We start from the raw sequence: 18,364 nt of genomic DNA, 5'->3' as shown, positions 1-18,364 counted from the left end.
AGAAGAATCGGCCGACGTGGCTGGAGTCGGGGCGCGGGGCGTAGCCCATGTGCCGCAAGTACCGGCTGCCGAGGCAGCCGTGCAGCACGTACAACGCGCCCGCAGAACGGGCCAGCTTCGGCAGGAACGCCTGTGTCACGCGGTGCGTGCCGAAGAGATTCACGACGAGGTGCTCGTCGACCACGGCTGGATCACTCAGGTCGCCGTAGTGCGCGATCCCGGCGTTGTGCACGAGCATGTCGAGAGCCTCCACCTGATCGGCGGCCACCGAACATGGTTGCCGTCTGTCACGTCCAGCGTCAGGGGAGCAACGCGGTCGTCTGCGTAGGCCATCTGCGGCGTACACCCGCTTCGCGCCTCGGCGCAGGGCGCTTCTACCAGCGCCCGGTCGGTACCACGATTGCTGCCGGTCACAAGAACTGCATTGTCGGCAATGCTGACAATGTCGCCGAGTTCCTTCTGTAGGCCCCCGTACACGTTTGGCGCGGCTTTGCGATGAGTTTCCGGAGCGCCGGTTGTCTGTATCGGTAGTCGGTTCGAACGTCATGACGACCGGCCTTACCGCTACGGAATGGAGCAAGGACGTGCTACTCAGGAACAAGAACGCGGTGGTGTACGGCAGCGCCGGTGCAGTCGGCAGCGAGATCGCGCGCACCTTCGCCCGGGAGGGAGCGCGGGTATTCCTCACCGGCCGGCATCGTACGGCGCTCGAGCCGATCGCCAAGGAAATCGCCGCTGCGGGCGGTGCGGTTGAGATAGCGGAGGTTGATGCACTCGACCCCGAGGCGGTGGACAGCCACCTCGACACCGTGCCGACGGTGGATGTGTCGTTCAACGCGATAGGGATCCCACAGACCGGTGTCCAGGGTTCCCTGCTCGGGGACCTGTCGCTGGAGAGCTTTCTCCTGCCGCTCACCACTTACACCAAGGCCCATTTCGTCACCGCCCGCGCTGCCGCACGCCGCATGGCGGCTCAACAGTCAGGCGTGATCTTGATGCACACGGCGCAGGCCGGCCGCTCCGCAGTGCCGAGGCTTGGTGGGATGGGGCCCACCTGGGCGGCACTCGAGGCACTCACCCGGCAGTTGTCGGTGGAGTACGGCGAGTACGGCGTCCGGGCGGTCTGTCTGATCACAACGGGGATGGAGGAAACGCCGCTGATCGACGAGGTCTTCGGCATCCATGCCGACGTCTACGGGGTCACGAAGGAACAGTTCGCATCCCAGGTCGTCCAGTCGGGACACCGTAAACGTCCCACCTCGCTCGCCGAACTGGCCGAGTTCGCCGCCTTCCTCGCCTCCGCCAAGGCAGCGGCCATGACCGGCGCGATCGCGAACCTCACCGGCGGAATCATCACCGACTGAAACGAGGCAACGTCGTGAGCGAGTTCGATTTCGAACCTTTGAGCCAGACCCAGATCGACGAGTACAGCAGTACCGCCGGGAAGGCCTTCTCTCGTGCCGACTGGGACGCACTCAACGAGCAACAGATCGCCCTGTTCCGCGTCAACAACGGGACAATTGCCGAAGGCCCGTTCCAGGGGACACCGACGCTCTTGCTGTCCACAATCGGTGCGCGCACCGGCGCGACATACACCAATCCGATGGGATACACGCGCGACGGCGATCGCTATATCGTCGCGGCATCGAAACTCGGGGCACCGAAGAATCCCGCGTGGTACCACAATCTGCTCGCCAACCCGATCGTGACCGTCGAGGTCGGACCAGAGCGCTTCCAGGCCGGCGCGTCCGTCGCACAAGGAAGTGAGCGCGATCGGTTGTGGGTTTCACACACAACCTTCTGGCCGAATATCGCCGAGTACCAACGTCACACGCAGCGCGTAATACCGATCGTCATCCTTGAACGACTCCCGCAATAGACGTCCTGCACCAGGTGCATGGGTGTCATGCGGGCCGGCGTTGGCTCGCGGTCAGGTAGGAACGGAGTAGTGCGCCGCCTACCTTGTCTCGCCAGGACGCGTCGGGTGCGGCACGGTACATCGGCGCGAACGTGGTCTCGGCGAATTGCTCAAGGGTGGTCGGCGTGGTGTTGTGCGGCGACCGCGGTTCGGCGTGCACCATGCCGGTGTCCATCGCGCCGCTGATCTGCAGGACGAGCCGAGCCGCGTCGGGTGTCAGACCACCGGAGTTGACCATGCCTTTGCGCAGTACGTCGTCCGTGAGGCGGAAGTAGCGCAGGTCGGGCCGGCCGATCGACTCGCCGAGAATCCTTGTTACCTCGGTCATCGTGTAGTCACGCGCGCCGTTGAGGTAGTGGACCGTGCGCCCTTCGAACGTCAGCGAACGCAGGTAGTCGACGGCGACGGCGGCGATGTCAGGCGTGGCGATGGCGGGAATCGGTTTGTCAGCACCGACTGTGGACCCGTTGATGCCCACGGACTTGATCAGCGCGATGTTCCACAGAAAGTTCTCCATGAACCAAACCGGCCGCAGGTGGACCCTGTGCAGGCCGTCGATTTCGTCGAGTACCTGCTCGAACCAGTGGCAGGCGATGATCCCGCCGACCGGTTCGGTGAGCTCGGCTCCCCAACTACTCAAGAGGACGACGCGCGGCACCGCCGAGTCTCGGATCGCGGCCGCGGTGGCGTCGACAACAGCGCGTTGGACGGCGTTGACGTCCGGCGCGGACACGTCGACCGGGGTGAGTACGAACACGGCGTCGACACCGCGCATGAGCTCGGTCAGATGTTCGCGGTCACGCAGCGATCCCGCTCGCACTTGCGCCCCCAGCGCCACGAGATCACCGAGCCCGTTGGGGTCACGGGTCACGACCCTCACCGTGTGCCCCGCCGCGAGCAGTTGCCGCGCGACGACCCCGCCGACCCTCCCCCGAGCCCCGCAGACCGCGTACGTGTTCCCCATCGTGTACCAACTCCTCAGTTGTCGCCTCACCATGAAGACAAACCGCAAGCCGCAAAATGATCGCCGTGGCGAGAACAACTGGGGTGACGTGAATCGCAAGGGCTCGCATCATGACCCCTGCCGGTCGGCGCTGAATTCCGCACGCCTCTTCAACTGGTCCAGTGTTCGTGCCCCGGATTGGTCCTGGTGGCAGAACCGCTTTCACCACAGGCTGGAGTCCTTCGAACGAGAGGAGCGGTTCCCGTGTCGTTATCGGTGCTCGACATGTCGGTGTCCCTGGACGGGTACATCGCGGATCTCAACGACTACCTCGGCGGTGCCGACGACCACCGGTTGCACAATTGGCCGGAAGGCGACTTCCTGGACGAATGGAACGCGTGCGGCGCGGTCGTCGCCGGCCGGCGTACCGCCGAACTGATGGATCACTGGGGCGGCGACCACAACGGCGCACCGATCTTCGTCCCGAGCCACCGCCCGCCGAGCCCTGCCGCCCGCTGGGGCTATCCGCTGGTCACGTACGTCACCGACGGGATCGCCAGCGCGATGGAACAGGCCAAGGCCGCGGCCGGCGACAAGGACGTGCAGGTACGCGGCGGCTACACCGGCCAGCGCGCACTCGAGGCCGGAGTGCTGGACGAGATCCAGCTCCACCAGATCCCGTTCCTGCTCGGCCAGGGCCACCGCCTCTTCGACGTCCTACCGACCCAGATCGAACTCGACATCATCCGCGTCATCGACACCCCCCAAGCAACCCACCTCCGCTACCGCGTCCGCCGCTAGCACCTGCGGAGCGCGCGGGGGCTGATCGGGTTCAGCCGGCGGTGGGGAGGGCGAAGTGTTGGCGGTAGCGTTCTGGGGTGGTGCCTAGGCGGCGGGCGAAGACGCGGTGCAGGGTTTCGCCGTGGCGGTAGCCGATTTGGCGGGCTATTGCGCCGACGGTCAGGTCGGTGGATTCGAGCAGGCGGCGGGCTGCCTCGACGCGTAGGTCCTCGATGTAGGCGGCCGGTGTGACTCCGGTTTCGGCGCGGAAGGCGCGGGCGAAGGTGCGTTCGCTCATGCCCGTACGGCGTGCCAGCGTGGCTACCGCGAGATCGTCGGCGAGATGCTCGGGCAGCCATTGCTGTACGGAGCGGATGGCGGGCGTCTTGGCGGGTTGCGCGCGCAACTGTGCGCTGAACTGTGTCTGCCCGCCAGGCCGCCGGGCGAAGACCACGTACGCCCGAGCGATCATGGCTGCCACCTCACGGCCGTGATCGTCTTCGACCAGCGCCAGCGCGAGATCGATGCCGGCAGACATCCCGGCTGAGGTCCAGCGGTCGCGGTCGCGTACGTAGATCCGGTCCGGTTCGACCGTGACCCGGGGGAAGCGCTCGGCGAGGATGCCGGTCGTCGCCCAGTGCGTGGTCGCGCGGTAGCCGTCCAGGAGCCCGGCGGAAGCCAGCAGCAGCGCACCGGCGCAGACCGACGTCACCCGTCGTGCCTTGCGTGCCAGCGCCGGCAATTCCGGTACGACGTCGACGGCGCCGGGTCCGAAGACATCGCCACCGACGACGATCAGCGTGTCGAAGTCGTCGCCTGCGGCGATGTCCTGGAGCGAATGCTCGACCGACAGCGTCATACCGCCGTCGAGCTTGATCGGGCGGCCTCCGGGCGAGGCAGTCAGCAAGCGGTACGGCAGTGTGACGGAACCGCCCGCGGATGCCTGCCAGCGGAGCTCCGGGGGCAGCTGGTGGGCCGGCCGCTCGGCGATGCTGTTCAGCACCGCGAACACATCGAGCGGACCGGCCAGTTCGGAGATCTGCATGCCCTGGAAGACGACGAAGACGATGGTGCGAGGCGCCGACACCTCGCCATCATCGCAGTTCGTGCTACCGGTCGGCACGGTCAATTGCTGGTCGATTCCGACGTACTGTGGGCATCCAGGAACGGCACGACGAGCGCGGCGACCTCGGCAGGGAACTGGGCGTGGGGATAGTGACCGCCCTTGTCGACGATGGCGACCTGGCCGAGTCCGGTCGGCAGTGCGGCCACGATCCTGCGGCCTTCCGCGTCGGGATGGGCGAAGTCCGGGTCCTCCGAGCCCATGATCACCAACGCCGGACAGCGGACCTCGGCCGTCCGCGCGTGTGCGTCGGCGGGCGTCGTCTTGCCGGTCTTCATGAACTCGGCCCACCGCCCGGGCTGCCGCAGCAGCTCCGCCAGGTCGGCGAGGTACTTGTCGTGGTCCGCGGGCTTCGTCGGGTACGCCACCCCGTTCAGGTAGCGGAACCACAGCTTGGGCGACTTCAGCAGTTGCGTACCGATCAACAACGGCATCCCATGGCGGTACCGGCGGATCGAGAACAGTGCGCCGAAGTCGAGGCCCTGAGTCAGCGTGAACGGGTTGATCTCGACGACGGCCGACACCAGTTCCGGGGCCTCGGCGGCCGCGATGGTGGCCGAACCGCCGGACAGCGAGTGCCCGACGATCACGGCCGGTCCGCCGAAGTGCCGGATGACCTCGAGCAGGTCGCGGGCTACGTCGGTACGGCTGATCGCGGCCTTGCCGGTCACCGACGGCCAGTTGAGGCTCGATTCGCCGTGGCCGCGCATGTCGACGTTCACCACCCGGTATCCGGCGGTCACCAGCGGACCGACCAGGTGACGGAAGTCCTGGCGCGACGTGCCCATCCCGTGTGACAGCACCACGAGCGGCCCGTCACCGGCCACGTCACAGGCGAGCTGTCCGTGCTCCAGGGTCACAAACTCGGTCATTCCCGGTCCCTCCCAGCAATCTCAACCTCCGGCCGCGGTTGCGGCACGCTGGAATTGAACGCCAGGGACGGGGGCTTGACCGAGGGGCCGGGCGGTACGAGTCAGTCGTCTGGCTGATCCGGTCAGTCGCTGACGACTTCGACGGTTGCGGCGTGACGTTCCGCGAGCGCGTGGTACACCGCTGCGTTGTGGTCCACGAAGAGTTTCGCGGTGCCTTCCAGCGGGACGATCTTCTTCGCGGGGCTGCCCATGGCGACCGATTCCGGCGGAATCACCGCGCCCGGTGTGACCGTCGAGCCGGCCGCCACCAGGGAACGTGTGCCGACGACCGCACCGTCCAGCACGATGGCGCCGTTTCCGACCAGGGCCTGTTCGCCGATGGTGCAGTCGTGGATCAGGCACTGGTGGCCGACGGTCGCGTTCGGGCCGACCTCGCAGCCGTTGTGGCCGACGTGGATGACGGTGTTGTCCTGGATGTTCGCGCCGGCCCGGATCGTGATCGTGCCCAGATCGGCGCGGATCACAGCGCCGTACCAGATCGACGCCCCAGCCTCGACGACCACGTCGCCGACGAGCGTCGCGGTCGGCGCGATCCACGCATCGGGATGAACGTTCGGACGCTTACCTTCGAACGAATACAACGGCATACGGCTGACACTAACCTGCACCACCGTGAAAGCAGTGGGCAAGCAACGGGGGCGCGGTTACGGTGGGCGGGATCGACCGAGGAGGGTGGCATGACGGAGATTGCGAAGTCGGGGGCCGCGGTGATCAGCCGGGCCGACGGGCGGAACGACGGCGAGGAGTGGACCGAGAACTACACCGAACTGCCCGGTGGCGCGGGTGTCTCGCTGATTCTCGAGTCGACCACGCAGGAGGGCGCCGGGCCGCGGTTGCACAAGCATCCGTACGCCGAGACGTTCATCATCCGGCGTGGTTCGGCGACGTTCACCGTCGACGGCGACGAGATCGTCGGTACGGCCGGGCAGATCCTGGTCGTGCCGGCGGACACGCCGCACAAGTTCCGGACCGGGCCGGGCGGCTACGAGGCCGTCCACATCCACGCGAACCCGACGTTCGAAACGATCTGGCTGGAGTAGCGGTCACTCCGGGACGCGCGCGCCCGGAGGTGTGTACGCGGCCAGCAGGGTCGCGGTGATGTACGGCGCTGCGTCGGCGGAGCTGATGCGTCCGGCAAGGATGTCGCCCGCGGCGCCGTGCATCACGTTGTGCATGACACTGACCAGCCACGACGTCGGCAGGTCGGTCCGGAAGTCCCCTTCGGCGCGGCCGCGCTCGATCAGCCGCTCCACCCGCGCCATCGGGTCGGCGTGCAGTTCGCGTACCCGGCCGGGCGGCAGCGCCTCTTCGGCCGCGATCAGCAACGCCCGGAACTGATCCACGAGCTGCCAGCTCGAGTCGATCAGCCGGGCCAGCGCCGCGCGCGGCTCGCCGGTCAGGTCGACCTGGCCGAGCGTCTCCTCGCCGATCGCGATCGCCTGCACGAACACCGCGTCGACGAGCTCGGCCCGCGACGGGAAGTGCCCGTACAGCGTGACCCGCCCGACCCCGGCGGCCTTCGCGATCTCCGACGTACTCGCGGCCGGGTTCCGGCTCAGGCACTCGGCCGCCGCGGTCAGGATCGCCGCGATGTTCCGCTGCGCGTCGGCACGCCTCGTCGTCGTCGCCACCAGCGCCTCCTCGATCTCTCCGAAGGATCTCGAACACCGCTGTACGAATTCCTCTTGTCGAACACCAGTGTACGAGTTAACCTGACGAAACAACCCGTACACACCTGTTCAACTTAAGGACGAGCTGATGAATCAACCGGACCCCCGGCGGTGGCGGCTGCTGGGGCTGCTCGCTGTCGCGCAGTTCATGCTGATCCTCGACGTCACCGTGGTGGCGATCGCGCTCCCGAACATCGAGACCGACCTCGGCCTGCGCCGCGAGACCCTGACCTGGGTGGTCAGTGCGTACACGCTGATGTTCGGCGGACTGATGCTCCTCGGCGGTCGCGCCGCAGACCTGTTCGGTTCGCGCCGCGTCGTACTGACCGGGCTCGGCGTCTTCACGCTGGCGTCGCTGGTCACCGGTCTCGCGAACGGCCCCGAGGTCCTGCTGGCCGGCCGGGTCGCGCAGGGCATCGGCGCCGCGATGCTGTCACCAGCGGCGCTTTCCGTTGTCACGAAGACGTTCGACGGCGACGAGCGCAACAAGGCGCTCGGCATCTGGTCCGCGATGGGCGGCGGCGGTTCCGCGATCGGCGTGCTCCTCGGCGGTCTGCTCACCGCCGGCCCCGGCTGGCAGTGGGTGTTCTACATCAACCTGCCGATCGGCCTGGTCGTCTTCGTACTGCTGCTCCGCATGCTCCCCGCCGACCAACCGGCCGAGCAGCAGAGCCGTCTCGACGTACCGGGTGCGCTGCTGGTCACGGCAGGTACGGGTACGGCGATCTACGCGCTGATCAACGCCGGCGACCGCGGCTGGCTCTCCGTCGCCACGCTCGGGACGCTGGCCGGCGCACTCGTGCTGTACGGCGTCTTCGCCTGGGTGCAGAGCACCGTACGGTCACCGTTGATGAACCTGCGGATCCTCACCCGCCGACCCGTTGCCGCAGGCACCTTCATGATCCTGGTCGCGACCGCGCTGATGATCTCGATGTTCTTCCTCGGCTCGTTCTACCTCCAGCACTTCAAGCAGTACGGCGCTCTGCGCACCGGGCTGCTGTTCCTGCCGGTGGCGGTCGCCGCGATCGTCGGCGCCCAACTGGCCGGGCATCTCGTCGGGAAGGCCGGCGCGCGGCCGATCGCGATCGCGGGGTTCCTGGTCACCGCGCTCGGCGTGGCCGCTCCCGGGCTGTGGGAGGGTGCAGCTGTGATCGTGATCGGGATGAGCATCGGCACGATCGGGCTCGGCGCCGCGTTCGTGGCGTCGTCGACCACGACGTTCGCACAGATCGACCACCGCGAGGCTGGGCTGGCGTCCGGGCTGCTGAGTACGTTCCACGAGTTCGGCGCGTCGATCGGGGTCGCGGTGGTGTCGAGTGTCGCGGCCGCGAGTCTGTCCGGAACCGTGACCACCGGTTTCACCCGTGGCTTCACGTTCGCCGCCGTCACCGCTGCGGTGGCCGCCGTACTGGCGCTGCTGGTCGTACCGTCGTTCAAGCCTTCGAGGGGAGAGGTTCATGTCCACTGAGATCCGCCGTGCGGTGGTCGCGGATGCGCAGACCGTGCTGACGATGATGGGCGAGCTGGCCGACTACCAGGACCAGCGTCAGTACGTGACCGCGAGCGTCGCGGACTGGAAAGGGTTCCTCGCTCAGGAGAACGTTGTCGTGCTGATCGCTTCGGTCGAGGGGGCCGATGCCGGGTACGTTTCCGCGCTGCGCCGGCCGTACCTCTGGGTCGGCGGCGACCAGCTCGCGCTCGACGATCTCTACGTACGCAAGGAGTTCCGCGACGCCGGGGTCGGCCGGCAGCTGATGCTGGCCCTCGCCCGGATCGCCCTGCCCGACCTGCTGCCGATCGGGTGGGGGCTGCGGCTGGAGAACACGGCCGGGTACCGCTTCTACGAACGCCTCGGCGCTCGGATGGTCACCAAGACCGCGGCCTCATGGTCGCCAGAGGCGTACGAAAGTCAGCTGAGCGAGTAGGTCGCCGCGACCGGCAGGTGGTCGGAGGCGAAGCTCAGCGGGATCGACGCGGCGGTCGGCACCAGCTGCGGACTGTGCAGCTGGTAGTCGATCCGCTTGGTCGGCAACGGCACCGGGCTGGTCAGGCCGAGCCCGAGCCCCTTCTCCGGCCACGTGTCGGTCCAGTGCGTCGTCAGCGTCTTCACCTCGGCCGACGTCGGTACGGCGTTCAGGTCGCCGACGAGCAGCGTCGCCTCCGGAGCGTCCTCCAGCAGCGCGACGACCGCGTTCACCTGCTCGATGCGCTCGCCGTCGTTGATCGTGGTGAGGTGCGTGTCGGCGAACCGCAGCGGCGTGCCGTTCACGTCGATCAGGGTCTCCAGCAGACCGCGCTGCTCACTACCGGCGTGCAGCGGCAGCAGTGAGTTCCGAGAGTCGACGATCGGGTACTTCGAGAGTACGAGCGTGCCGTACTGCCGCCGCGGCTTGCCGGGCTCGGCCGGATCCCAGTCGAGGTTGGCGGCGAAGACGTAGTTCATCTTCAGACGTGCCGCCAACCACGCGGGCTGGTCCACCCAGTTGCTGCGGGCATCGAAGTACTTGTCGACCTCCTGCAGCCCGACCACGCCGGCGCCGGACGCCTCGATCGTCTGCGCGACCCGCTCGAGGTCGAGCTTCCCGTCGACGCCCGCGCCGTGGTGGATGTTGAACGTCAGTGTCTTCACCGTGGTTGACGTCGCCTGTGCGGTCAACGGCGTGACGGCCATCAGCAGAGCCAGTGCAGCAATGATCCCCGAACGACGCATGACCGTCAGTATCCCGGTGCGCGGGTTCACCTACCGGGCTCGGTCGGACAGCTCCTGCCAGTCGGCCCAGGTCTTCAGGCGGTCCGCGTACGCCTGCTCGACCAGCTCGCGGCCTCGCCCGAAGAAGACCCGCAGCGGCGGGTTGGGAGCGTCCGCGAGCTCGAGGAGCGCCTGCCCGGCCGCGGCCGGATCGTCGAGCTCGACCGTCGCTACGTACGCCTGCAGAGCGGCGCGCTGCTCGTCGTAGAACGGTTTCGGAACGGCTGAATCACCGCCGTTGAAGCCGTTGGTCGCATACCCGCCGGGCTCGACGATCGTGACCTTCACACCGAATCCCGCGACCTCCTGCGCGAGTACCTCGCTCAGACCCTCGAGTGCCCACTTGGAAGCGCAATACGCGCCGCCGAGCCCAAGCCCGACGAGGCCCGCCACCGAGGAAACCTGCAGGATGTGACCGCTGCCTTGGTCACGCAGGAACGGCAGAGCGGCCTGTACGACCCACACCGGCCCGAACAGGTTCGTCTCGAGCTGGTCGCGGAGTTGCTGCTCGCCGAGCTCCTCGACCGCGCCGGACAGGCCGTAGCCGGCGTTGTTCACGATCACGTCGAGGCGGCCGAAGTACGCGTGCGCCTGTTCGACGGCTTCGAAAACCGCCTTCTTGTTGGTGACGTCCAAAGCGAGCGGCAGAACTGCGTCGCCGTATTTCTCCGAGAGTTCCGTCAGGCTTTTGCGGGCCGTCGCGGCCACCTTGTCCCCGCGGGACAAGGCAGCTTCGACGAACGCGCGACCGAGCCCGCGGGACGACCCGGTGACGAACCAGACCTTGCTCATGCCGGCCGTACGTTGTGGTTGGCGGCGAACACGTTTTCCGGGTCGTACTCACGCTTGATCTGCGCGAGTCGCTCGTACGTCCCGGCCGGGTAGACGTCCGTGGCGTCGGCGTCGGACAGGAAGTTCGCGTACGCGCCGTTGACGTGCGGGGCGAGCGTTCCCCACAGCTGCTCGCGGGCGGGCCGCGTCGCCTCGATCACCGGCGGCGGACCGACCACCGTGGTGGCGAACATCAGCTCGGCCTGCCGGTGCGCGTACGCGGTGGCGGTTTCCGGAACTTCCGAAACCGCTCCGCCGACGCTCCGGATCGCGATGATCGGCGCGCCCTGCGCGGTCCCCGCCGCGGCCAGGATCCGCAGCACGTCCGGTACGGAATCCTTGTCGACAAAGGCACTTCGCGTCACCAGCTGGATCCCCGGTGGCGGTACGGCGCCGTCGACGAGCACCTCGGCGTACGGCGTCAGCACCACGTCGTCGGCGAGTACGGTACCGAGCGCGCGGATCGGGTCGATTGCCTGCGCGGCGAGCTCCGGGTCGTCACCGTCGTACGCGACCTGGATCTCCAGCGGCGCTTCCGGTCCGCCGAGGAACGGGTTCGCGAACGAGGCGATCGAGGTGAGCTCGGCCGGCGCGGTCGGCAGGTAGTCAGCCCACCGGGGCAGTACGTCTGCGATCTCGGCGGCCGGGAACACGACCTTTCCGAAATGGATGTCGGTGGTCGGGTGGGCCGCGAACTCGAACGCGGTCACCACGCCGAAGTTCCCGCCGCCACCACGGACCGCCCAGAACAGGTCCGCGTTCTCGTCCGCCGACGCACGTACGACGTCACCGGCCGCCGTCACGATGTCCACCGCGACCAGGCTGTCCAACGCGAGACCGTACTTGCGGACCTTCCACCCCATCCCGCCGCTCAGCGTCAGCCCGCCGACGCCCACGCTCTTCGTGTCACCCGACGAGATCGCCAGGCCGTGCGGTGCCAGCGCGGCCGCGACCTGTCCCCAGGTGGCGCCGCCGCCGATCCGCACAACATGCTTGTCCTTGTCGACGATGTCGACCCCGGCCAGCCCGGACAGGTCGATCACCACGCCGCCGTCGTTCGTCCCGAACCCCGGGAACGAGTGCCCACCACCGCGGACCGCCAGCGCCTGCCCGGCGGCTACGGCGTAGTGGACAGCCTTCTGTACGTCGCTGACGTTCGCCGGCCGGAAAACGGTGGCCGGACTGCCCTGCACCAGAACGGTCCGGCTCGCCGCGTCGTACCCTGCGTCCTGGGGCTCGACGATGTCCCCTGCAAATCCCTCGACCACTGCGCTCATGACGTTCCTTCGTGTTTGCCCTCATCGAACAAACACCTGACGTCCGCCGGCCGAACGATGTGACGTGAACAACCCCACATCACAAACCAAGACGCTATTTCGTCTGGGCGTCGGACTTCTGGGCGAAGGCACACTTCCAGCCGGCCGGTGTTTCCACCCAGACCTGACTGATCCACTCGTCCGCCGAGTACGGCGTACCCTCCCAGGTCCCGGTGCTCGTCTTGCGCGCCGTCAACACAACCGCGTCCCCGACCCGCGCCACACGTTCCCCGCCGACAACCCGCATGCTGTGGTGCGCAAGCCGCCCGTCGGCGATCCACCCGGTGATGTCAGCCTTCGTCACCACCCCGGTCGAACTGACATACACCCAGTCATCAGCCATAAACGCCCCAACCACCTCCGCGTCGTTCCCCACCACAACCCGATCCCACTCAGCCGCAACCACCCGCACCTGATCCTCGCTCGTCATCCACTCATCGTGACAGGTGCGAGCGAGCCCGCATCGGCGTACCGACGGACGGGTAGTGGTACCGGTTTTGCCGGTTTGGTTGGCGCGTGTACTGCGGGAGGGCGGCCCGTGGGAGGGGGGACTACCCGTTGTTCGGTACGGCGCCACACGACAGGTGTGGCGCCGTACCGAATTACGGGAGTGCCCACCGTTGGTTGAGGCCGCCGTTGCATGTGTAGAGGATCAGCTTGGTGCCGTCGGCTGATGAGGCGCCGGTTGCGTCCAGGCATAGTCCGGACGCGGCGTTCGCCAGTGCGCCGCTGGTCTGTGGGATCCAGCGTTGGCCGGCCGAGCCGTCACAGGTCCACAACACCGCGGCAGTCTTCAGCGCCGTGTCGCGCGCCGACAGGCACTTGCCCATCGACCGTACGGTCCCGTCGTCGGTGGACGGCGTCCACTGCTGGTTCACCGAGCCCTTACACGTGTAGAGCGTCGTCGGCGTACCGTCCGTGGTCAGTGCCTGGTAGACATCGATGCACTTGCCGCCGATCCCCACGCTCGACCCGGTGTCGCCGAACACCCCGAACTCCCAGAACGAGTAGTAGCTGCCGGCAACGGCCCGCTGCGTCGCGACCATCCGGACGTAGCGCGCATAGATCGGCGCGAACGTCACGTTGTCCGTACCGCCGTCCCCGCTCACCGTCGACGCAACCGTCTTCCAGGTCCGTCCGCTGCCGGAAACCTGGAGCTGGTACGACTTCGCGTACGCGGTCGACAGCCAGTTCATCAGCACCCGGTTGACCAGCTGGACCGAACCGAGGTCGACCTGGTACCACTGCGGATCGGTCCGCGCGCTCGACCACGCCGTACTCAGCGAACCGTCGACCGCCTTCGACGCCTCACGGCCCGCGGTATAGGTGCTCGAGGCAACGGACGGTCGCCCGAGCGCGAGGTTCCGCTTCGCCGCGTACATCGCCGTGTACGTCGCCGGACTGGCCGGCGCGAACAGGTTGTGGTCGCGCGTCCCGCCGTCCGTCCAGGCCCCGAACCGGTACACCTGGTTCGCCACCGGTTGCCCCGGATCCGCCGACACCGACACGCTCGACCCGACGATCGTTGTCCCGACCAACGGACTCTTCCCGCTCGTGTTCCCGAGCGCGACCGGCATCCCCGCCGGCCAGGAGTTGGCCGTCAGCTTGACCGTCTGCGGGTTCAGCAGCACGCTCTTGGTGTCGGTCAGCCCGCCGGAGTCGGTCGCCGTCAGCTTCAGTTCGAGGTACGACGGGTACTCATGGTCCGGCGCCACGAACGAACCACTCGCCCCGGTCATCGACGTGATCGTGTGCGTGTGGCAGTCACTCGGGCAGTGGTGCATGATCAACGTCCAGGTCAGCGCCGACCCCGGCAACGTGCCCTGCTCGGGATCCGTCGCGGTTCCCGAGAAGTTGATGGTGTCGCCAACCTTCCAGGTCGTCGCGGGACCCGGCGAGGTGATCGTTGCCGTCGGCGCCGTGTTCGCCACATTGATCTGCGTCGCCGTCGTGGTCGACGTCTTCCCGTCGGAGACCCGCAATCGCGCGGTGACCGAGCCTGCCGTCGTGTACGTGTGCTGTACGGTCGCCGCGGTCGAGTCGCCGTACACGCCGTCGCCGTTCAGGTCCCACGAGTACGTCAGCGGATCGCCGTCGGCGTCGTTGGACGCGGTCCCGTCGAACGTCACGGTCAACGGCGTCGGACCGCTCGCCGGGTCCGCATGGATGATCGCGGTCGGCGGGTTGTTCGTGCCGTTGTACACGTACCGCAGGATCCGGCCGTTGTCGTAGTCCACCGCGAACAGGTCGCCACCTGGGCCGGTCTGCAACCGCACGGCGCCGTATCCCGACGCGAACAGCTGGATGTTCGACGGATCGGGAAGCCCGTTGCTGCCCGGCATCATCGCCCACGTGCACTTGCGGCTGTAGTCGGTGAAGAACAGCGCGCCGTCGTACTGCGCGGGGTAGTTTCCGCCCTTGTAGAAGGACATTCCGGAGATCGACGAACTCCCGGTCGAGCACGTGCCGCCGACCTGGGCGCTGTGGTTGTACGCGTAGTACGGCGCCGCGACCGCGGACGAGCCGGCGGCGTACAGGTTCTGGCAGATGTTGAGCTTCGCCGACGCGTACCCCGGTTGCTGGGCAGGCCCCTCGTAGCACGGCCAGCCGAGGTTGGTGACGGCCGCCTTCGGGTCGGGGATCCGGTCGATCTCCTCCCAGGTCGAGTACCCGACGTCACCGATCCACAGCTCGTTCGTACCGGGCCGGAAGGTGAAGCGCATCGGATTCCGCAGGCCTTCGGCCACGATCCGGCGCGCGTTCAGGTCCGCGCTGCTGGTCAACGGATTGCCCGGCGCGGCCTGCCCGGTGTCGGGGTCGATGCGGATGATCGAGCCGTCCAGCGTGGTCGGGTCGTTCGGCGTACGGAGGTCCTGCGCACGCAGCGCGCCGCCCTCGGCCGTCGGTGGCGTCAGCGTGGTGCCGACCGCCGCAGGCCCATCACCACAAGGGTTTTCGGGCGAGAGGTCGGACGGCGGATTGCTGTTCTGCCCGTAGTCGACGTAGTTGAAGCTCCCACCGTCGCCGCCACCGGCGTACAGCATCCCGTCCGGGCCGAACTCGATCGACCCGATCGAGTGGCTCGGGAACACCTGGCACCAGTCCTCGACCAGCACCTGCTCCGCGCCGTTCGCGTTCAGTACCGAGAGCCGCGCGCTGGCCAGACAGCCGCGAGCCGTCGGTCCGGGCGGCGACGGGCACGGGTCCGCGTCGGTGCCCGGCGTACCCCACTTCGGCGTCGGACCGCCGATCAGCCCGTCGTGCGTGTACAGCACGTAGATGCGTGGATCCGTTGGGAAGTTGGGATGCAGCGCGATCCCGAGCAGCCCGCGGTCCCAGTAGTTGTAGACCTCGGTGCGCAGGTCGGCGTACACACTCGGCGTCGGGTCGTCGAGCGAGTCGAAGACCTTGATCAGCCCGCTCTTCTCCGCCACGAAGACGCGCCCGTCCGGCGAGAACGCCACGTTCGTCGGACTGCTCAGTCCGCTGAACACGACCTGCTCACTGAAACCGGACGGTGTGACAGCGGCGCGTGCCGGTGCGATCACGGCGAACGGCAGCAGCAGGACGACACACAATGTGGGCAGCGCACAGCGCAGCCACCGGGCAGATTTCCTCACAAAGCCCCCCAGGCCCCAACTCCGGTACCCGTCCTCACAACCCCCTGCGAGCACTCGGATCGCCCGCCAGAATGACGGCACGTGACGACGTTGCGCAAGACCTGCCAGACATTCGTTTCAAACCTGGCGCCGGTCGATCACGCGGGCGATCGGACCGGGCACACTGGGCTGATGATCCGCAGCGTTCGCGAGCTCCCGGACGGTCCGGGCGTCTACCGCTTCCGCGACGACGCCGGCAGGGTGCTGTACATCGGCCGGGCTCGCAACCTGCGCCGTCGCGTCCGGTCGTACTGGGTGAACCTCGGCGACCGTCCGCACCTGGCCCGGATGGTACGGCGGATCGCCCGCGTCGAAGGTGTCTGGTGCGACTCCGAACACGAAGCGGCATGGCTCGAACGCAATCTGCTGGAGCATTCGAAGCCGCGCTGGAACCGGACCGAGGGCGGCGCCGAGGTGGTCGGGTACATCCGGCTCGGCGACGGCGCGCGGCCGGGGCTGCGGTTCGAGCATGTGGTCAGCGGTACGGCGCCACACTTCGGGCCGTACCTCGGTGGGCTGCGGATCCGGCAGGCGATCTCCGGCCTGCACCGGGTCCTGCCGTTGCAGTACACGGTCGCGGGCGACGGGTCGGCGGAGGAGTTCGGCCGGCTGTTCGGGATCGGTCCGGGAGATCGCGAAGCGCTGGCACGGACCGCGATCGCCGTACTGGAAAGGGATCCGGCGGCGGTCGGGAAGTTGCGGGGCGAGTTGGAACGGCGGCGTGATCGGGCCGCGGGAGAATTGCGGTACGAGTTCGCGGCCAAGGTACAAGGGGAACTCGAGGCGCTGGACTGGATCGTCGCGGAGCAGAAGGTCGCCTGGCTCGAGCCTCGGGATGCTGACGTCTACGGGTGGGCGGACGGGGTGCTGGTTCGGTTCGAGTTGCGGGCGGGGCGGATGTGTACGTGGACGCAGCGGGCGGTGGGAGAGGCTGCGGCGCGGGCTCGGGTGGATTCGACGCCGGAGTTGTGGCGGGAGTTCGCGCAGCGGAACGCGGAGTTGGCTGCGCGGTTGGTGACTTCCTGATTACTTAGCATGGTCGGCATGACGCAGCCCCCGTACCAGCCGCCCGGCCCTAGTGGCCCGCCCCAGGGTCCGCCCGGGCAGCCGCCGTTCGGTCCGCCTCCTGGTCCGCCGATGTTCGGGCCGCCGCCGAAGCGGTCGTCCCGCGGACCGCTGCTCGTCGTCGGCGGTCTGGTCCTGCTGCTCGTGATCGTGGTCGGCGTCGCCGTCACGTTGCTCGTCACCCGCACCGACGACACGCCTGCGGCGCATGACACCCCGGTGGTCCGTACGAAGCCGTCCGACCCGAAGGCCGTGGAGTTCCGCCGCGTCCTCACCTCGACGACCGGCACCTGCCCGACCCCGGCTGCGGACGGTACGGCGTGTGACGACAAAGGCATGCGCTACACGCTCGGCAAGGTCGAACTGGACGGCAGCCACGTCACCGACGTGAAGTCCGACTACGACTCCACGAACAACTATTGGTACGTGATCATCACGCTCGACCCCGAAGGCGACAAGCTGTTCGCCCAGCTCACCGGCGCCCTCGCGAAACAGGCCCCACCGGCGAACCTGCTCGCGATCGTCGTGCACGGCCGGGTCGTCTCGGCCCCGTCCGTGCAGTCCGAGATCACCGGCGGCCAGGTTCAGATCACCGGCAACTTCGACCGTACGGCGGTAGAGGCACTGGCCAAACAGATCACCGGTTAGTGACCTCGAACGCAACGATCGCCGCCGCGACGGCGACGTTCAGCGACTCGACTCCGGCATGCAGCGGAATCTGCAGGTCGGAGTCGGTGGACACCGTGATTCCGTTCGTTTCCCCGCCGAGTACGTAGACCGCGCGCGGAGCCAGTTCCGTCTTGAACAGCGAGTCCTGCGAACGAGCCGACAGCCCGTAGACGTGGTAACCGGCGGTGCGCAGCAGTTCGACCGCAGTCTTGGCCGTCGACGTGTTCACGATCGGGGCCTGGAACGCGACACCGGCGGATGCCTTGATCACCAGCGGTCCGACGTGCGGCGTGCCCGCCCGGGGCAGGATCACACCGTCGAACCCGGCACCGGTCGCGGTCCGCAGGATCATCCCGACGTTCCCGGGGTTGGTCACGCCGTCGAGCAGGAAAACGTTCGTCGGCCGTTTCCCGCGGTTCCGGACGAACTCCTCCAGCGGTGTCATCCGCGGCGCGTTCACGTCCGCGACCACGCCCTGGTCGTGCTTGCCGTTCCCAGCCAGCCACTTCACGCGGCTGGCCGTCGCCCGCTCCACCGGCGTACCGAACTTCTCCGCGGCCCGGAGGATCTCCTGCATCGAATGGCCGGTCGCGTTGTCCGCGAGCACGATCTTCGCCACCGAAAGCTTCGGGTCGTGCAACGCCTCCAGCACCGGCTTCCGGCCGTAAACGGTGATCCACTTGTCCCGCGGCGATGTCTTCTCTCCCAC

General features: G+C 67.8%; 19 protein-coding genes and 1 pseudogene. 8 read left to right on the top strand and 12 right to left on the bottom strand.

Translation table 11 applies throughout. From position 1 onward, the window contains the following. Positions 1-109: 109 nt before the first annotated feature. Positions 110-547: pseudogene (locus ACFYRU_RS25660) on the bottom strand (SDR family NAD(P)-dependent oxidoreductase); the annotation flags it as partial. Between ACFYRU_RS25660 and ACFYRU_RS25655 the strand changes: the two are divergent. Further along, a complete protein-coding gene (locus ACFYRU_RS25655) occupies positions 546-1,364 on the top strand; it encodes an SDR family NAD(P)-dependent oxidoreductase (protein ID WP_387663106.1) in 819 nt (272 codons plus the stop codon). The pseudogene ACFYRU_RS25660 and the gene ACFYRU_RS25655 sit on opposite strands and share 2 nt — an antisense overlap. Before the next feature lie 14 nt (positions 1,365-1,378). After that, positions 1,379-1,879 (top strand): nitroreductase family deazaflavin-dependent oxidoreductase, encoded by a 501-nt coding sequence (locus tag ACFYRU_RS25650; RefSeq protein ID WP_387663105.1) that lies wholly within the window; start codon positions 1,379-1,381, stop codon positions 1,877-1,879. Between the two features lie 25 nt (positions 1,880-1,904). Here ACFYRU_RS25650 and ACFYRU_RS25645 read toward each other — a convergent pair whose 3' ends face one another. Next, positions 1,905-2,882 (bottom strand): NAD(P)H-binding protein, encoded by a 978-nt coding sequence (locus tag ACFYRU_RS25645; protein ID WP_387663104.1) that lies wholly within the window; start codon positions 2,880-2,882, stop codon positions 1,905-1,907. A 243-nt stretch (positions 2,883-3,125) separates the two neighbouring features. Here ACFYRU_RS25645 and ACFYRU_RS25640 point away from each other — a divergent pair, with 243 nt between their 5' ends. Next, a complete protein-coding gene (locus ACFYRU_RS25640) occupies positions 3,126-3,662 on the top strand; it encodes a dihydrofolate reductase family protein (protein WP_387663103.1) in 537 nt (178 codons plus the stop codon). 31 nt (positions 3,663-3,693) lie between these two features. On the opposite strand, the gene ACFYRU_RS25635 is transcribed toward ACFYRU_RS25640, so the two are convergent. The 3 genes from ACFYRU_RS25635 to ACFYRU_RS25625 all read right to left on the bottom strand — a co-directional run bounded on the left by ACFYRU_RS25635 (position 3,694) and on the right by ACFYRU_RS25625 (position 6,283). Next, positions 3,694-4,728 (bottom strand): GlxA family transcriptional regulator, encoded by a 1,035-nt coding sequence (locus ACFYRU_RS25635; protein WP_387663102.1) that lies wholly within the window; start codon positions 4,726-4,728, stop codon positions 3,694-3,696. A gap of 38 nt (positions 4,729-4,766) precedes the next feature. After that, positions 4,767-5,636, bottom strand: a complete 870-nt coding sequence (locus ACFYRU_RS25630) for an alpha/beta fold hydrolase (RefSeq protein ID WP_387663101.1) — start codon at positions 5,634-5,636, stop codon at positions 4,767-4,769. A gap of 122 nt (positions 5,637-5,758) precedes the next feature. Beyond that, positions 5,759-6,283, bottom strand: a complete 525-nt coding sequence (locus tag ACFYRU_RS25625) for a gamma carbonic anhydrase family protein (RefSeq protein WP_387663100.1) — start codon at positions 6,281-6,283, stop codon at positions 5,759-5,761. 90 nt (positions 6,284-6,373) lie between these two features. Here ACFYRU_RS25625 and ACFYRU_RS25620 point away from each other — a divergent pair, with 90 nt between their 5' ends. Then, positions 6,374-6,736 (top strand): cupin domain-containing protein, encoded by a 363-nt coding sequence (locus ACFYRU_RS25620; protein ID WP_387663099.1) that lies wholly within the window; start codon positions 6,374-6,376, stop codon positions 6,734-6,736. Positions 6,737-6,739: 3 nt separating this feature from the next. Here the strand turns inward: ACFYRU_RS25620 and ACFYRU_RS25615 are convergent, their stop codons facing one another. Beyond that, complete coding sequence (locus ACFYRU_RS25615; protein WP_387663098.1) at positions 6,740-7,327, bottom strand: TetR/AcrR family transcriptional regulator; 588 nt, start codon at positions 7,325-7,327, stop codon at positions 6,740-6,742. A 127-nt stretch (positions 7,328-7,454) separates the two neighbouring features. Here ACFYRU_RS25615 and ACFYRU_RS25610 point away from each other — a divergent pair, with 127 nt between their 5' ends. Then, positions 7,455-8,834: an MFS transporter gene (locus tag ACFYRU_RS25610; RefSeq protein ID WP_387663097.1), complete on the top strand. Its 1,380-nt coding sequence runs from the start codon at positions 7,455-7,457 to the stop codon at positions 8,832-8,834. Continuing rightward, entirely contained in the window at positions 8,824-9,291 is a 468-nt protein-coding gene (locus ACFYRU_RS25605) for a GNAT family N-acetyltransferase (RefSeq protein ID WP_387663096.1), read from the top strand. Before ACFYRU_RS25610 ends, ACFYRU_RS25605 begins: the two co-directional genes overlap by 11 nt. Here ACFYRU_RS25605 and ACFYRU_RS25600 read toward each other — a convergent pair. The 5 genes from ACFYRU_RS25600 to ACFYRU_RS25580 form a co-directional block, all read right to left on the bottom strand. After that, entirely contained in the window at positions 9,276-10,076 is an 801-nt protein-coding gene (locus tag ACFYRU_RS25600) for an endonuclease/exonuclease/phosphatase family protein (RefSeq protein WP_387663095.1), read from the bottom strand. The two genes, ACFYRU_RS25605 and ACFYRU_RS25600, sit on opposite strands and share 16 nt — an antisense overlap. A 30-nt stretch (positions 10,077-10,106) precedes the next feature. Next, positions 10,107-10,907 (bottom strand): SDR family NAD(P)-dependent oxidoreductase, encoded by an 801-nt coding sequence (locus ACFYRU_RS25595; protein WP_387663094.1) that lies wholly within the window; start codon positions 10,905-10,907, stop codon positions 10,107-10,109. Then, positions 10,904-12,223 (bottom strand): FAD-binding oxidoreductase, encoded by a 1,320-nt coding sequence (locus ACFYRU_RS25590; protein WP_387663093.1) that lies wholly within the window; start codon positions 12,221-12,223, stop codon positions 10,904-10,906. The genes ACFYRU_RS25595 and ACFYRU_RS25590 overlap by 4 nt, the downstream gene beginning before the upstream one ends. 94 nt (positions 12,224-12,317) lie before the next feature. Next, positions 12,318-12,692 carry a nuclear transport factor 2 family protein gene (locus tag ACFYRU_RS25585; RefSeq protein WP_387663092.1) on the bottom strand — a complete coding sequence of 125 codons (375 nt, stop codon included), beginning with the start codon at positions 12,690-12,692 and terminating at the stop codon, positions 12,318-12,320. Positions 12,693-12,864: 172 nt separating this feature from the next. Beyond that, positions 12,865-15,882, bottom strand: a complete 3,018-nt coding sequence (locus tag ACFYRU_RS25580) for a PQQ-dependent sugar dehydrogenase (RefSeq protein ID WP_387663091.1) — start codon at positions 15,880-15,882, stop codon at positions 12,865-12,867. A 171-nt stretch (positions 15,883-16,053) separates the two neighbouring features. Between ACFYRU_RS25580 and ACFYRU_RS25575 the strand changes: the two genes are divergently transcribed. Next, positions 16,054-16,947 (top strand): GIY-YIG nuclease family protein, encoded by an 894-nt coding sequence (locus tag ACFYRU_RS25575; RefSeq protein ID WP_387663090.1) that lies wholly within the window; start codon positions 16,054-16,056, stop codon positions 16,945-16,947. A gap of 18 nt (positions 16,948-16,965) precedes the next feature. Continuing rightward, positions 16,966-17,634, top strand: coding sequence for a hypothetical protein (locus ACFYRU_RS25570; RefSeq protein WP_387663089.1), 669 nt, complete (start codon positions 16,966-16,968; stop codon positions 17,632-17,634). Here the strand turns inward: ACFYRU_RS25570 and ACFYRU_RS25565 are convergent. After that, positions 17,624-18,364, bottom strand: coding sequence for a TrmH family RNA methyltransferase (locus tag ACFYRU_RS25565; protein ID WP_387663088.1), 741 nt, complete (start codon positions 18,362-18,364; stop codon positions 17,624-17,626). The two genes, ACFYRU_RS25570 and ACFYRU_RS25565, sit on opposite strands and share 11 nt — an antisense overlap.

It is taken from the genome of Kribbella sp. NPDC004536 (assembly GCF_042873835.1).
Classification (GTDB): domain Bacteria; phylum Actinomycetota; class Actinomycetes; order Propionibacteriales; family Kribbellaceae; genus Kribbella.
This window is presented reverse-complemented; position numbering and strand designations above follow the sequence as displayed.